General features: G+C 44.1%; 14 protein-coding genes and 1 tRNA gene. 9 read left to right on the forward strand and 6 right to left on the reverse strand.

What is annotated here, in order from left to right; genetic code table 11:
* Positions 1–177: 177 nt before the first annotated feature.
* Both F6K46_RS26280 and F6K46_RS26285 read left to right on the forward strand, forming a co-directional pair.
* On the forward strand, positions 178–645 hold the full coding sequence (locus F6K46_RS26280) for an SH3 domain-containing protein (protein WP_293062534.1): 468 nt from the start codon (positions 178–180) through the stop codon (positions 643–645).
* Between the two features lie 200 nt (positions 646–845).
* Positions 846–1,022 carry a hypothetical protein gene (locus tag F6K46_RS26285; protein WP_293062536.1) on the forward strand — a complete coding sequence of 59 codons (177 nt, stop codon included), beginning with the start codon at positions 846–848 and terminating at the stop codon, positions 1,020–1,022.
* A 49-nt stretch (positions 1,023–1,071) separates the two neighbouring features.
* Here the strand turns inward: F6K46_RS26285 and F6K46_RS26290 are convergent, their stop codons facing one another.
* Complete coding sequence (locus tag F6K46_RS26290; RefSeq protein WP_075901664.1) at positions 1,072–1,950, reverse strand: SH3 domain-containing protein; 879 nt, start codon at positions 1,948–1,950, stop codon at positions 1,072–1,074.
* Between the two features lie 183 nt (positions 1,951–2,133).
* On the opposite strand from F6K46_RS26290, the gene F6K46_RS26295 reads away from it, so the two are divergent.
* The gene (locus tag F6K46_RS26295) at positions 2,134–3,315 is read left to right on the forward strand and encodes a peptidoglycan-binding protein (RefSeq protein ID WP_293062541.1); all 1,182 of its coding nucleotides are present in this window, start codon (positions 2,134–2,136) and stop codon (positions 3,313–3,315) included.
* 212 nt (positions 3,316–3,527) lie between these two features.
* Here F6K46_RS26295 and sigC read toward each other — a convergent pair whose 3' ends face one another.
* The 3 genes from sigC to lipA form a co-directional block, all read right to left on the reverse strand.
* Complete coding sequence (gene sigC, locus F6K46_RS26300) at positions 3,528–4,778, reverse strand: RNA polymerase sigma factor SigC (protein WP_293062543.1); 1,251 nt, start codon at positions 4,776–4,778, stop codon at positions 3,528–3,530.
* Between the two features lie 942 nt (positions 4,779–5,720).
* Positions 5,721–6,632 carry an NAD(P)H-dependent glycerol-3-phosphate dehydrogenase gene (locus F6K46_RS26305; RefSeq protein WP_293062546.1) on the reverse strand — a complete coding sequence of 304 codons (912 nt, stop codon included), beginning with the start codon at positions 6,630–6,632 and terminating at the stop codon, positions 5,721–5,723.
* A gap of 48 nt (positions 6,633–6,680) precedes the next feature.
* A complete protein-coding gene (gene lipA / locus F6K46_RS26310) occupies positions 6,681–7,550 on the reverse strand; it encodes a lipoyl synthase (RefSeq protein WP_293062549.1) in 870 nt (289 codons plus the stop codon).
* Between the two features lie 131 nt (positions 7,551–7,681).
* Here lipA and F6K46_RS26315 point away from each other — a divergent pair.
* A tRNA-Pro gene (locus F6K46_RS26315) sits at positions 7,682–7,755 on the forward strand.
* Between the two features lie 285 nt (positions 7,756–8,040).
* Here the strand turns inward: F6K46_RS26315 and tsaD are convergent.
* Entirely contained in the window at positions 8,041–9,087 is a 1,047-nt protein-coding gene (gene tsaD / locus F6K46_RS26320; RefSeq protein WP_293062551.1) for a tRNA (adenosine(37)-N6)-threonylcarbamoyltransferase complex transferase subunit TsaD, read from the reverse strand.
* Between the two features lie 151 nt (positions 9,088–9,238).
* On the opposite strand from tsaD, the gene F6K46_RS26325 reads away from it, so the two are divergent.
* The 4 genes from F6K46_RS26325 (at position 9,239) to F6K46_RS26340 (ending at position 13,058) form a co-directional block, all read left to right on the forward strand.
* Complete coding sequence (locus F6K46_RS26325; protein ID WP_070394081.1) at positions 9,239–9,733, forward strand: Photosystem I reaction center subunit III; 495 nt, start codon at positions 9,239–9,241, stop codon at positions 9,731–9,733.
* Positions 9,734–9,896: 163 nt separating this feature from the next.
* Entirely contained in the window at positions 9,897–10,022 is a 126-nt protein-coding gene (psaJ, locus tag F6K46_RS26330; RefSeq protein WP_070394080.1) for a photosystem I reaction center subunit IX, read from the forward strand.
* Between the two features lie 295 nt (positions 10,023–10,317).
* The gene (gene purH, locus F6K46_RS26335; protein WP_293062554.1) at positions 10,318–11,859 is read left to right on the forward strand and encodes a bifunctional phosphoribosylaminoimidazolecarboxamide formyltransferase/IMP cyclohydrolase; all 1,542 of its coding nucleotides are present in this window, start codon (positions 10,318–10,320) and stop codon (positions 11,857–11,859) included.
* A 380-nt stretch (positions 11,860–12,239) separates the two neighbouring features.
* Positions 12,240–13,058 (forward strand): phytoene/squalene synthase family protein, encoded by an 819-nt coding sequence (locus F6K46_RS26340; RefSeq protein ID WP_293062556.1) that lies wholly within the window; start codon positions 12,240–12,242, stop codon positions 13,056–13,058.
* 418 nt (positions 13,059–13,476) lie between these two features.
* Here the strand turns inward: F6K46_RS26340 and F6K46_RS26345 are convergent, their stop codons facing one another.
* Positions 13,477–13,623, reverse strand: coding sequence for a chlorophyll a/b-binding protein (locus tag F6K46_RS26345; RefSeq protein ID WP_070394076.1), 147 nt, complete (start codon positions 13,621–13,623; stop codon positions 13,477–13,479).
* Positions 13,624–14,070: 447 nt separating this feature from the next.
* On the opposite strand from F6K46_RS26345, the gene F6K46_RS26350 reads away from it, so the two are divergent.
* On the forward strand, positions 14,071–14,340 hold the full coding sequence (locus F6K46_RS26350; RefSeq protein ID WP_293062558.1) for a hypothetical protein: 270 nt from the start codon (positions 14,071–14,073) through the stop codon (positions 14,338–14,340).
* Positions 14,341–14,449: the final 109 nt, after the last annotated feature.

Below are 14,449 nucleotides of genomic sequence, written 5' to 3' on the forward strand. Positions count from 1 at the left end.
TAACCTTCAACCTGTTAACCTTCAACCTGTTAACCTTCAACCTGTTAACCTTCAACCTGTTAACCTTCAACCTGTTAACCTTCAACCTGTTAACCTTCAACCTGTTAACCTTCAACCTGTTAACCTTGGCTAATAGGCCACGCGATCGCGTTCAACCTTTATCTTTAATACCCGCCTATGAGTCTTTCCAAGATAGCTCAGTTTATCATTGGTTTTATTCTCGGCATTGGCATCTTAGCAGGTGCTGCTGTTGGTACAGTTTATTACTTCTTTACTAAACTAGCAGTTGAGCCGGAAAAACCCGTTTTTGCTGAGGAGCGACCCCAGAAGTCACCGTCACCAAAGGCCCAACCCACCAGTTCATCTGGGCAGTCTAAACCAGCAACTACTCCCAAACCCATTCCTAGTCCTAGTCCTTTACCAAAACTGGAACCGGGTGCTTATCGAGCCAGTGTTACCTGGCCACAGGGGTTGATTCTTCGGGACTCCCCTAGCTTGAACGCTCAACGCATAGGTGGTATTGGCTACAATCAGACCCTGATCATCCTCGGATACAGTGATGATAAGCGATGGCAGAGAGTACGCTTGCCTGGTAGTGACCAAAAAGGTTGGGTTAAAGCAGGTAATGTCAAAAAAATAAACTAATAGTTTCGAGCAACACTCAACACTCAATACTTAATAAGTCTGGTTTTTGTTAAGAAAATTAGCTAAATATTAATCTTGATTGCAATATTGCCGATCTAGCTTCAAGGCCAGAATCCAGAATGATAGGGTTATGAAACTAACTTTTAATACCATCAAAAAAGTTAAATTTCTACCTAACTGAATTTCTGGCTAACAGGTTTATGTACAACAAAAATACAAATAAAGATCTTTTGGCTGCTGCTGTTACTGCTGCTTTGGGTGCAGGGATTGTCACTTCCTTTGCCGTCAGCCAAGGTCAACACCCAATGATTGCTATAGGAATTACTGCTATGGCTGGCTTAGTTGGTGCCTTGTTACATCAGGCTGACTTAGTATAAATAAAAGTCTTATGATAAGTAATTAACAACTTGCTAATTATCTGGTGGGTTAATTGGAACAAACCACAAGATTCTGATCACCGGTAGCACGAGACCCGTTAGACATCCATCCATTAACAGGATAAGTTATTCTTGCCCACTCACGCCCTTGGGAGTCCTGGAAAAACTGCTCTTGAGGGGGACGGTTGATCAGTCTTACTTTCACTCCATAGGAGACAAGACCCAGTCGGGAAGAGTTAATATTCGGTCTGCTACGGACAGCAATACCATCATTACCTTTATATATAACTTCGCGACAGAGAGATTGTGTTGGATTAGGCCGTACTATTACTGTCTGCTGACAGAACTTTAGATCTTTGGCTCGGACAAATCCAGGAATGGGGGAGTTGATCGCGATCCAACCATTTTTACTAGGGTTCTTTCCAGCCAGAATAACTTCTTCATTAGGCTCTAAGGTTCTGATTGGTTCGATTGATGGCTGTTTGTAGATAAACATTGACTCACCAGCTTGGCGGCAGAGAGATTGTGTTTGAGTAGGGCGTACTCCTCCTGTCCCCGGACAGAACTTGAGGTCTTGGGCTTGGACAAATCCAGGAATGGGGGAGTTGATCGCAATCCAACCATCTTTGCTAACCTTGTTTTCGGCTAGAATAACTCGTTCATCAAGGTCTAAGGTTCTAATTGGGTTAGAGGTTGATCGCTGTTTGTAGATAAACATTGACTCAGCAGCGGCTCGACATTCACCCATCAATCCCTGAGCCAGTTGAAATTTCCCTTGAGTCTGGGCTTGGGTTGGTTTGGCCGAGGGTATGCTGTTGGCGGAATTGGTGCTGGGAATTACGGTAGCCCTAGCCCCTACTCCCCCTAAACTGCTCACAAATAAAGCTAGGAGGGGGAGCAACGTACTCCAGTGACGAATAGTGGTCATGATTTAAAACTATTGCGTTATGGTTAGAGAGGAGAATTGCTCTGTTTTGGTAAGAGTCTTGCTCTATAACTACATGCTTTAATCTCCGATTACGTAAAATCTCTGAGATTCTATTGTCGAAAACATTACCAATGCTCTACTGTTCTCTGTTAAACTAACCGTAAAAGTTTCCTTGGAAGAATCATGGAGACCCTTGCCTATCTTCATCTTGCCTTAAGCGAAGAAGAGCTAGCTTATACTCCTGCAGTTTTGACAGAGTCGAATCAAAAATTGTTTCAGTGGCTCAAGGAGTATAAGGTAGTTACTCACCATCGGATTTATTTAGTGTTGCTAATTGCCATACTTAGCATTGTGGGGATGGCAGAAGAAGCCCTAGCCCAAAGGGTGCTGCGGGAAGGTCGTAGGGGATCCGATGTCACAGAGGTTCAGCGTCGTTTGCGAGAACTCGGGTATTTCAATCGGCAACCAACTGGCTATTTTGGTTCAATTACTAAAAATGCTGTGATTCGGTTCCAACGAGACAAGGGGCTTCCTGCTGATGGGGAAGTCGGACCACGAACCAGAGCAGTACTCTTGCCATCACAAAGCAGAGTAGCACCATCTCGTAGGAATGTTAATCAATCTGGACTCAGACGAGGGTCTCGTGGATCAGCGGTTACGGAAGTGCAGCGACAGTTAAGAGAACTGGGGTATTTCAATGCCGACCCAACCGGTTACTTTGGTCCAGTTACAGAACAAGCAGTGATTCGATTCCAAACAGACTATGCTCTCAGGGCCGATGGGATTGTGGGATCACAAACTAGAGCAGAACTATCTAATGCTTTAGTTACTCAATCACAACCGTTTGGATTCCTACCTGGGGAGATGCCTCTTCCTCCTGCTGACTTTAGCAGTCAAGAACCGATAGCATTTGGTACTCCTATCCGTAGAAAGGAACTACGACCAGGCGATCGCGGTCGAGAGGTTATACGGCTTCAGGAAGCGTTGAGATCTCGGGGGTTTAATCCCGGTCCGGTTGATGGGAGATATGGCGAACAAACTGAGGATGCAGTGTTTAAATTTCAGATACGTAATAATAATCTACTTCCAACCGGGATAGCTGATTTACAAACCCTGCAAGCATTGGGACTTATTGATATAAATCCTGAACCTGAGAAGAATCGCTATGTGGTGGTGATCCCCATTCATAATGATAATGTGCTGCGTGAAGTGCTACGTCAGACGACTCTGACTCGTGAGAATATATCTGATAACGGTCGAGGCGGTTATTTTAATGCTGGAGAATTCTCTAGCCGTAGTAAAGCGGAAAGTCGTTCCTATGAATTGCGATCGCAAGGATTTGATGCCCGGGTAGCCTACTTTTAAGTCAGCTCAAGTCCACTAACAAAGAAATATATTGGGGTGCTCCCTGAGATATTTAACCTCAGGTGTTTATAAATTCAATAAATTTTCAATAACTAGAACCCATGGGACTTGGAATAGCTAGGGTGATAGCTAGGATAAGATTAGTAATAAGCCCACACTTTCCTAATCGGTAAGAAGTTAATAGGTAAGTGTGGGAATATGTCACCAAGGGATTAGCTCAAAGCTTCCAGATAATCCCGAACTCGGTTACGGCGCTTGGGTTGCCGCAACTTTTGTAATGCCTTAGCTTCGATTTGACGTACCCGCTCGCGAGATAGATCTAAAGCGCGACCAATCTCAGCTAGAGAGTAAGGCTGATTATCTCCCAAGCCGAACCGCATCCGAATCACATCCCGTTCACGGTTGGTTAGATCGGCTAGGAGTTGCTGTAAATCTCTTTGTAAGGCTTCTCGCATCAACACTTCTTCTGGAGAGGTTTCCTCAGTTTCGAGTAAATCTCCCAGTTCGGTGTCTCGTTCCTTACCAACTTTAATTTCCAAAGAAACAGAGCGAGGTACTCGTAGTAATACTTCTCGTACCTGAGCCGGAGTCATTTCTAATTCCACAGCAATATCGTCAATGGTTGCTGTGCGGCCACGTTCCTGGGAAATCTTCCGTTGGGCTTTTTTGATTTTATTGAGCTTCTCAGTAATGTGAACTGGCAGGCGAATGGTACGGCTTTGGGTAGCGATCGCCCGGGTGATTCCTTGACGGATCCACCAGTAAGCATAGGTGCTAAATCGGTAGCCTTTGGTCGGGTCAAATTTCTCAACCGCTCGCTCTAATCCCAGAGTTCCTTCCTGAATTAAGTCTAGGAGTTCCAAGCCACGGTTTTGATACTTCTTCGCTACTGACACTACCAGACGTAGGTTAGCTTTGATCATGTGTTCCTTAGCTTGGAGCCCTTCAGCTTGTACCTGCTCTAGCTCTTTGGATGTTAGTTCGGCTAACTCTGCCCAACGCAGTTTGCCAGCTGACATACTCGGCTTCAGTTGAGAAACGTCAATTCCTGCAGCGGTTGCCCACCGTTCTAAGGAAGGACGGTGACCTAACTGGGACGCTAGACGATCATGGGTTTCAATCAGGTGGACAAAGCGCTCCATGACTTTATCTTCGGATATAGCCGATTTATTGCGCAGCCGTAGTAGTTTCATGTAGCGCTGAACTTTTTGAGCTTCCGAGACTTCCTCATCTCGCCTCAGTAGACGAACCCGACCAATTTCCTGGAGATATAACCGAACTAGGTCGGTGGTGCGACGGGTGCTATTTTTGGTTAAGCTAGCCGCGTCTACACCCTCAATCTCCACATCAACTAAGTCATCCACTGATCCTTCCCCATCGTCCCTTGGGCCATTAAGCTCAAAGCTATAGGCAGAAGTCTCGTGATCTAATTCTGTGTCGGCATAGAAAGGAGTGGCTGGCATAATGATCTCTCGATTACAACCAGTGACAACACGGAATTGTGTTTGTCACACTTAGTACTAGAATTCCCACCCATGATGACCGGAGAAACAGTTACTAAAATTTTTTTCCGGCAAGACTTACCGGTTTCCCTGGTAGCCCTTATTAGTATCCGTAGCTAACGGTTCACCCGATGTCTCCACCCTACCTTGCCGCATTATGCTAAAGGTTTATAGATGGCTAAAGGAACGGGATTTCCTGATTTGAGCTATTGATTTGAGCTATTTTAGAAGTAACTCTATAGGTAAATAGAGACCTTGGTCAAAAGCTGTATTAATCTACAGTGCGCATCATGGGGATTCCAGAAAGATTCTCGCTAATTCAAGAAAAAATTTTATTTGGGGGTATCAGGGACTAATACCAAGGACTAAGCAGTAGGCACGCTACTTGCGGAGATCCTTTGCTCGAATGGGTTTTAAGAAACAACGAACTTATGAATAAGTGCATACACATAGTTCAAAATTGCCAAATTATTGCCAAATTACCAGAGTTATCAAATATTATTGCCATCCAGCTATGTGGCCAGATTGGCAATGATATTACAAAACTTTATAAAACATTACCAAAGTTTGCAATGTCTTGATGCAGTCGCTTTAGCTCAAGCAGTGGCATGTCTCTAAAGATTCTATATTTTCAGAATGCCTGATAGACAACAGCAAAATGTCTCAATTTTTGTCTCAGTTTTTTGTCATAGACAACAGCAAAATGTCTCAGTTTTATGTCTGAGTTTTCCTGTCTGAGTTTTAAAGCAGGCGAGCTTCCGGAGCAGGAGACCTTTCGCACTCAGGCAGCAAGGGATACTAGCTGGTGCAGGTAAATTTTTCATGATCATTGCGATACTCTTAAGGCCAAAGGCCACGCTACGCGAACAGAGCCGCTACGCGAACGCACTCGAGATCAGACCATTACTCTGGCTTAGTATCTCGTAACATTAGAGCTTCAACAGCAGCTTGGGGGGTAATCTCCCCTTGGAGCAATCGATGGACTTGATAAGTAATTGGTACTGAAATTCTTTTGAGCTTAGCTCGTTCGATCACAACCTTTGTAGTGTTGACCCCTTCTGCTGTTCCCTCCAAGTTGGCGAGAATATCTGCAAGTTTCTGACCCTGAGCGAGCTGATAACCAACTTGATAATTGCGACTGAGGCGACTACTACAGGTTGCCAGTAAATCTCCTAGTCCCGACAAACCGTAAAATGTTTCTACCTTAGCACCCCAATCTGTACCAATACGAATCATTTCTGTAAGTCCACGGGTTAGCAAAGCTGCTTTGGCATTTGTTCCTAGTTGTAAACCATCACAGGTTCCAGATGCGATCGCCATCACATTTTTCAGGGTACCCCCTAGTTCTACACCGAGGGGGTCTCGATTGGTGTAAACCCGGAAATTTGCCGAAGAAAACACCTGTTGTAGTATCTGAGTTGCTTTTACATCTGTGCTAGCTACTACTGTAGCGGCTGGGAGTTCTTGTTTAATTTCTTTGGAAAGATTGGGACCCGATAGCACCACTACAGGATTGTTGGGAAATTCAGCTTGCCAGATTTGAGAGGGAGTACGGGTAGTTTGCAAATCTAACCCCTTAGTGGCTGTGACCAAGATCACGTCAGGAGACACTGATAATCCCTTTAGCTGTTGCGCTACAGAATTTACCCCCGACATGGAAACAGCAGACAAGATAATACTGCTAGATTTTATAGCATCTGCTAATTTTGTCTGACTCCGACGGGACCACAAACAAACCTGATCACCGTTTTTAGAGGCTAAGCTATAGAGGGCTGTACCCCAAACACCAGCTCCGATTATAGTGATTTTGGTCATTTTGATTGTTAGTTGTTACTTGCCATTCTCCTGCAACTATGCAACTGTTCATCGGGGATAGCGATGCATTAATTCTCGAACTTGCTCGGCATGATAGGAACTGCGGGTGAGGGGAGAAGAAACAACTTGGAGGAAACCGAGGGATTCACCATACTCTTTCCAAGTATCAAATTGGTTAGGGGTTATAAATTCAGAAATTTTTAGGTGTTTTTGAGTGGGTTGAAGATACTGACCAATAGTTAAAATGTCGCAGTCTACTTCCCTTAAATCCGCCATGACTTGCCGGACTTCAGCATCAGTTTCTCCTAAACCTACCATTATACCAGATTTGCTGTAAACTGATGGAGCCAAGTTTCGGGTCCGCAACAGTAATTCAAGGGAGCGCTGATAATCCCCTTGAGGGCGTACTTTCCGATAGATTCGGGGTACTGTTTCTGTATTGTGATTGAGGACTTCCGGTTTAGCTTGAAGAATCGTTTTGAGGGCATCCCAGTTCCCGCACAAGTCTGGGATTAAAACCTCAATAGTGGTATGAGGTGAGACCAGGCGAATGGCTTCAATGCACTTTACAAACTGGGAAGCACCACCATCGGGTAAATCATCCCGGTTGACAGAGGTAATAACCACATGATTTAAACCCATGCGCTGCACGGCTTCCGCTAGCCGTGTGGGTTCAGTGGAGTCAAGGGCTTTGGGTTTTTTCTCAAAGTCAATATCGCAGTAGGGACAAGCACGGGTGCAGGCTGGTCCCATAATTAAAAAGGTGGCGGTACCAGCATTAAAGCACTCTCCGATATTGGGACAAGAGGCTTCTTCACAGACAGTATTGAGTGCTAAATCTCTTAAGGTTTCTTTAATATTGCCGACACGCTGCCATTGGGGCGCTTTGACTCGCAACCATTCTGGTTTAACTACCACTCTTGGTTATACTCCAACTATATATATATATAAATTTAAGTTACGTTACTTTAATCTTGATCCTAGCAAGCTAGGGGCGGATTGCCCCTAAGGCATGATAAAATAGATGAAATCTTAAATTATGGCTTTATCGGGATGTAGCGCAGTTTGGTAGCGCACTTCGTTCGGGACGAAGGGGTCGCAGGTTCAAATCCTGTCATCCCGATTGTGCTTTTGGACTAACTATAAAGGTTAGCTGGTTACAGGTTAGCTGGTTACAGGTTAGCCGGTTACAGGTTAGCCGGTTACAGGTTAGCCGGTTACAGGTTAGCCGGTTACAGGTTAGCCGGTTACAGGTTAGCCAGTTACAGGTTAGCCGGTTACAGGTTAGCCGGTTACAGGTTAGAGGTTCTTCAACCTTCAACCTTCAACCTTCAACCTTCAACCTTCAACCTCTGAAACCTTCAACCTCTGAAACCTTCAACCTTCAACCTCTTAAACCTTCAACCTCTTAAACCTCTAAATAAAGTTCCATCACCTTAGTGATAGGCATTCGCGATCGCACTCCCAAAGTCAAAAGGGAAGTATGTCCTTGATTTAAATGGTCAGTTGCGGCACAGCCAATCATTGCGGCATTATCGGTACAAAACTTCAGGGGAGGGAAAATAACTCGCAAATTATGCTCAGTTGCTGCAGCTTGCAACTGTTGTCTCAATCCACTATTGGCAGCCACCCCACCCCCAACCACAATCGTGTCCAGACCATAGTCGAGAGCACAAGCAATGGTACGCTTGGTAAGCGATCGCACTACGGTTTCCTGAAAGCTGGCAGCAATGTCGGTCACTGGAATTTCTAAGTGTTCCTGCTCGAATTTTTGCACCAGCCTTAGCACCGCTGTCTTCAAACCGCTAAAACTGGAGTCATAGGGATGATAACCACCAGTAGGAAGGGAAATCTTACCTTCTGGCAAGGGAAAGGCTTTGGGGTTGCCCTCTCGTGCTAACTTATCTATAGCTGGTCCTCCGGGATAGCCTAACTTTAATAATCGTGCTACCTTATCGAAGGCTTCACCTGCAGCATCGTCACGGGTTGCGCCCAGTATTTCATAGCTACCACAGGTTTTGACATAAATTAAGCTAGTGTGACCGCCAGACACCAAGAGACTCAAAAATGGTGGTTGTAGTTCTGGCTCACTGAGATAGGTGGCGTAAATATGACCTTCTAGATGATGGATACCCAAAAACGGCTTGTGGTGAACCATGGCCAGGGTTTTGGCAGCTGTGACCCCCACTAGTAGAGAGCCCACTAAGCCGGGAGCGCAGGTAGCAGCAATGCCGTCAATTGCTGCCCAGTCCAGTTGAGCTGCTTCTAGGGCTTGCGCGATCGCATGATTGATGGTTTCTAGATGGCTACGGGATGCTACCTCTGGCACCACACCGCCATACTGCCGATGCATAGGAATTTGGGAAGTAACGATATTGCTACAACATTTACGATTTTTAACAATCGCCACAGCTGTTTCATCACAACTGGTTTCTATTGCTAAAACACAAGCCATTCACCAATGACCTTTATTGAAACACTACTTTTAGTTAATTAAACTTTACTAGATACACGGCTCAGAGTAAGATTGCCTGAGTGTACAAATAATTTGATCTTTTGGTTTGTACAAAAAACTTTTTGTTTCTTAACAAAAGGAGACACTTTCTATGCGACGATTGTTAGCTTTAATTTTTGCCGTCTCTGTTTGGTTTTGCGCCATCAGCCCAGCCTCTGCTTCTTTGGATCATCTCACCCCTTGTAGTGAGTCTGCTGCATTTCAAGCCCGGAAGGCTGAGTTCGTAAACACTACAGCTGACCCCAATTCCGGTGCGAACCGATTTGAGCGGTATTCTCAAGCACTTTGTGGTGATGAGGGATATCCCCGCTTGATTGTGGATGGTCGTTTCTCCCATATGGGTGACTTCCTGATTCCTAGCTTACTCTTCCTCTATATCACTGGCTGGATTGGCTGGGCAGGTCGCAGCTATCTACAAGCGATTCAAAAGGGTAAGAACCCAGAACAAAAAGAAATCATCATTGAAGTCCCCTTGGCATTTAGTAAGATGCTATTGGCTGCCTCATGGCCTTTGTTAGCATTCAAAGAAATCACCACTGGTGAAATGTTTGCTAAAGATGATGAGATTCCTGTCTCACCACGCTAGCAATCATACTTAGACTCCCTCGCGGGAACGCTTTTAGCACTGAAAAGTTAGCTAAAAACTACTGTCGTTCTCGCTAATCAAATTTTCGCGCTTTTATAGACAGGGCATTATATTGATGTGCCAAAATGTCTTAAAATAGTTACCGATTTTAGGAGAATGTTCCATGCAGGATTTAGTTAAGTATTTGTCCCTAGCACCAGTGTTATTGGCTGTTTGGATGACCATTACGGCTGGAATTTTGATTGAATTTAACCGCTTTTTCCCGGATCTACTTTTCCATCCGTTGTAATTAGCAAGAATGGGTAAAAATTGAAATAATTCATTCCGGACTAGTAGTAGGTAAGCTAATTAATTTGTAGCTCCTACCCCAGTTAGCTGAATTATTAAAATTTACCCTAAAAAACCTTTTGATAATTTGACAAAAATAATTCAGAGTGCAGAATCCGTAATCCAGAAGTAGGGTCGAAGATTTCTGAACTATTTCTGAATTATTAAGTTGCTGAATCCTGAATTTAGCAACTAATAATTCTGCATTCTGAATTGATAATTCAGAATTCGGTTGACTTTTTGTAAAATTGTTTGAAATGGCAAATCTGGCACTGCTGAGTGTATCTGACAAAACTGGACTAATCGACTTTGCCCGTCAGCTAGTAGAAGAATTTAAATTTGATTTAATCAGCAGTGGCGGAACGGCTAAAGCCTTGCAATCAGAAGGTTTGCCGGTAGCGAAAGTGTCTGATTACACTGGCTTTCCAGAAATTTTAGGTGGCAGGGTTAAAACCCTACATCCACGAATTCATGGCGGAATTTTGGGAAGGCGAGATTTGCCCGAAGATGTGGCAGAAATGGAGACAAACCAGATTCGTCCCATTGATTTGGTGGTGGTGAATCTCTATCCATTTGAACAGACTGTTGCTAAACCGGACGTGAGTTTAGCAGAAGCAATTGAAACTATCGATATCGGTGGTCCAACACTGCTGAGGGCAGCTGCGAAAAACTATGCTCACCTGACAGTGCTGTGTAATCCTAGTCAGTATCAGGATTACTTAGAGGAGTTGCGCCAGAATGGAAATCAACCATCAATCGAATTCCGTCAGGCTTGCGCTATAGAGGTTTTTGGTCATACCGCTGCCTATGACCATGCGATCGCATCCTACCTGATCGGCTACGAAGATCCAGTGTCCCTACCAAAACGATTTACCTTATCTGGACAACAGCGCCAATCTCTACGCTATGGCGAGAATCCCCATCAACCGGCATCGTGGTATCAATCCGGAACGGTTCCTACTGGTTGGGCTGCAGCCACTAAACTTCAGGGTAAGGAACTCAGTTACAACAACCTGGTAGATTTAGAAGCTGCACGGCGGATCATTAATGAATTTACTGACACTCCAGCCGCAGCAATTCTCAAGCACACCAATCCTTGTGGGGTAGCGTTGGCAGAAACCCTATCGCAAGCCTATCAGAAAGCATTCAATGCTGACTCTATTTCTGCCTTCGGTGGAATTGTGGCATTAAATCAACCCATTGATGCTGCTACAGCTGTGGCGTTAAAGAAAACTTTCTTAGAATGTGTAGTCGCACCAGGCTGTGAACCAGAAGCTCAAGAAATTCTCAGTGCTAAGTCGAAGCTAAGGGTGTTGCTATTACCAGACTTACAGACCGGATCAAACCAAACGGTGAAAGCTATTGCAGGGGGGTTTCTGGTACAAGCTGCGGATGATGCTATGGATAATCCTGAGAATTGGCAAGTGGTGACCCAAAAGCAACCTACTCCTGACCAAATGGCAGAATTATTATTTGCTTGGAAGGTGTGTAAGCATGTTAAATCTAATGCCATTGTCGTGACACGCGATCGCACAACCTTAGGTGTGGGTGCTGGTCAAATGAATCGGGTAGGTGCAGTCAATATAGCTTTAGAACAGGCTGGAGAAAATAACAAAAATGCGATCCTTGCTAGTGATGGATTCTTCCCCTTCGATGACTCAGTGCGGACAGCTGCTAAAGCAGGGATTGAGGCAATTGTGCAACCAGGTGGTAGCTTAAGAGATCAAGACTCGATTCAGGCAGCAGATGAACTGGGATTAATCATGGTGCTCACCGGTATGCGCCACTTTTTACATTAGTTATTTAAATTATCCAGAAGAAATAGTCGTGATTCGGAGCAAATTTATCGAACACTAAATTTGATCCCAATCACGCATTGTTAGTCATTTCAGTTGATTGAAGCCGACTAATTAGCCAGGTGTCAAAGATGCTTATTGGCTTAGTTTTGAGTAAATGCGCGTTGTATTCCCTATTTCCGTATTTACCCAAACCCTTATCACCCAAAATTTTGAACTTATTGTATTTTGAAACACACTTGAAGTGCTTAAGGGAGCGAAACTAAGTCAACTGCCTAAGTCCTTTTGACAAAAAATACATAATAAATTCAATATTGATGAGTATTTATCTTTTAAAATTTAGGCATATAATACTATAAAGTGGTGATGAGAATGGTAAAGTTATGCAACTATGTAAAGATGCCTTAGGAATTCTCAAAGAAACTAGTCGAACTTTCTACATTCCAATTAGTTGCTTACCAGGAGGGTTACAAGAATCTGTTGCTTCTGCATACTTGTGTATGCGTGCAATTGACGAAATTGAAGATAATTTTGATCTTGATAACCCTACCAAGGCTTCACTGTTGCGAAAAATTAGTTTCGGTCTACAAGGTATAGGTAATGGATTCAGTGCCTCGGGATTATCTTTAGCCTTGAGTAACCACGAACAGCCTCTTCCAGAAGTAAGCATTCGCATTGGTGAATGGGCAATGCTAGCACCGGAAACCATTGCACCTCGCATTTGGGAAGCTAGCGCAGCTATGGCAGATCGAATGGCAGCTTGGGCTGAATGCGGTTGGGAAATTAATACAGAAATGGATTTGGATGCTTATACTTATAGCGTTGCCGGGTCTGTAGGATTGTTACTTTCTGATTTATGGGCTTGGTATGATGGTACCCAAACTAACCGTAGTTATGCAGTTGGTTTTGGTCGGGGTTTACAAGCAGTCAACATTCTACGTAACCGCTCTGAAGATTTGACAAGGCAAGTGGATTTTTTTCCCAACGGCTGGGGCGAAGAAGAGCTACAAAAATATGCTCGGAGAAATCTCTATTTAGCTGATGCTTACACCAATGCTCTGATGAAGAATAGTCCAGCCAGAAATTTTTGCCAAATTCCCCTAGCATTAGCTCATGCAACCCTTGATGTTTTAGCCCTCGGACAATCTAAACTAACCCGCAGTGCAGTGATGGGTATTGTTGAGGAATTAACAACTAAGTAGATAGGAAACTTTTGAGTCAGCTCCAATCCCTTGATTGTTATTAGTTACAATTCACAAATATAGATTTTTCTAAACTTACTTAAGTTAGATGCGCTTACCCTACCTCAATACCCTATTTCATATTTGGGACTTCCTGTCAATGGGTAAGTCAAGGGCAAAAAAATATAGTTGCTCTTGCTCCAACGGGGAGAGGTATTTTCTTAGGAAGGATTAAGCGATCGCTCAAGAACAACACACTTTCGTTTTTTTGCTGAGCTTCAATCGGGCTAAACCCTATATTTTGTAAAGCTTTCAGCGAGTGCGATCGCCATCTGTGTCAGAAATGCAAGTATAGCGCTTCCGATATTGCTTCCAATATTGAGTAGAACACAAATCAACTCTAGGGGCGCACACCGTGCGCCCAAGTGCTTATGGCCGATTACATAAGACCTAGTTGTTGCAGAATGCCGTTACCAGTCAGCAACTCGGTAGCCAAGCCAATGGCGAAACCAAGCATTGCCAAACGGCCATTCCAAGTTTCAGCAAAGTTGGTGAAACCGAACTTAGATTCTTGCTCTTGAGTCATTGTTATAGATCTCCTAGCTCTTTGTTAGCTTCTGTAATATAAGTTAACCTATTTTGGAAAAAGTTGCAACATTTATTTATATGTTTTTTTTAAAAAATATGGTATATGAGGATACGCTTTGCCTGAAATAGGGATAACTGGAGGCTATGGGGAGATAGGGTTGAAGGTTAACAGGTTGAAGGTTAACAGGTTGAAGGTTAACAGGTTGAAGGTTAACCGGTTGTTCGCTTGTGGCGTTCGGTGTAGGGTAGGTTGTTCGGGTAGCTTGGCCTTTTGGCCAAGGTTCTAAGCAGCAACCAGCAACACCGACTAACCTTCAACCGACTAACCTTCAACCGACTAACCTTCAACCGGTAACCTGATAACTTGCAACCGCAATCAACTAATACCTTTGATTACTACTTGGTCAGTTAAGATCAATCGCAATATCACCCTGTGCTCCTGACCATGAACTCCGCACGTTTCCTGATCCTGCAACTGCTGATGACTACGGTAGTAGCCTGTGCTTCAACCAGCACCTTAACTCAAGCACCTGCTGCACCGATTTTACAAAAGTCCTCGTCTGAGGAATCTCCCCAAATTGCTCAGGCACCTACACAAACAAATGCTTTATTGACAAAAACCCTAATCGATACCAAACCTCTGACACCCCAACGGATTCAAATTACCCTGGATGATTTACCCCAACCCTTTGCTACTACTAGTGCAGCGCGGTAGAAATGCTTGAGCAGCTGCGGATAATGGTGAAACAGAAGGATGAACCGCTGACCCACTCGCACTCGATGCTCAGCTCATCCGATTACACTCTTCACAACTAGGCTATGCC

This window comes from Moorena sp. SIO3E8, assembly GCF_010692445.1.
GTDB classification, from domain to species: domain Bacteria; phylum Cyanobacteriota; class Cyanobacteriia; order Cyanobacteriales; family Coleofasciculaceae; genus Moorena; species Moorena bouillonii.

Coding starts and splice junctions, on each gene's coding strand:
- F6K46_RS26280 (WP_293062534.1), top strand. CDS start 178: ATGAGTCTTTCCAAGATAGCTCAGTTTATCATTGGTTTTATTCTCGGC.
- F6K46_RS26285 (WP_293062536.1), top strand. CDS start 846: ATGTACAACAAAAATACAAATAAAGATCTTTTGGCTGCTGCTGTTACT.
- F6K46_RS26290 (WP_075901664.1), bottom strand. CDS start 1,950: ATGACCACTATTCGTCACTGGAGTACGTTGCTCCCCCTCCTAGCTTTA.
- F6K46_RS26295 (WP_293062541.1), top strand. CDS start 2,134: ATGGAGACCCTTGCCTATCTTCATCTTGCCTTAAGCGAAGAAGAGCTA.
- sigC (WP_293062543.1), bottom strand. CDS start 4,778: ATGCCAGCCACTCCTTTCTATGCCGACACAGAATTAGATCACGAGACT.
- F6K46_RS26305 (WP_293062546.1), bottom strand. CDS start 6,632: ATGACCAAAATCACTATAATCGGAGCTGGTGTTTGGGGTACAGCCCTC.
- tsaD (WP_293062551.1), bottom strand. CDS start 9,087: ATGGCTTGTGTTTTAGCAATAGAAACCAGTTGTGATGAAACAGCTGTG.
- F6K46_RS26325 (WP_070394081.1), top strand. CDS start 9,239: ATGCGACGATTGTTAGCTTTAATTTTTGCCGTCTCTGTTTGGTTTTGC.
- psaJ (WP_070394080.1), top strand. CDS start 9,897: ATGCAGGATTTAGTTAAGTATTTGTCCCTAGCACCAGTGTTATTGGCT.
- purH (WP_293062554.1), top strand. CDS start 10,318: ATGGCAAATCTGGCACTGCTGAGTGTATCTGACAAAACTGGACTAATC.
- F6K46_RS26340 (WP_293062556.1), top strand. CDS start 12,240: ATGCAACTATGTAAAGATGCCTTAGGAATTCTCAAAGAAACTAGTCGA.
- F6K46_RS26345 (WP_070394076.1), bottom strand. CDS start 13,623: ATGACTCAAGAGCAAGAATCTAAGTTCGGTTTCACCAACTTTGCTGAA.
- F6K46_RS26350 (WP_293062558.1), top strand. CDS start 14,071: ATGAACTCCGCACGTTTCCTGATCCTGCAACTGCTGATGACTACGGTA.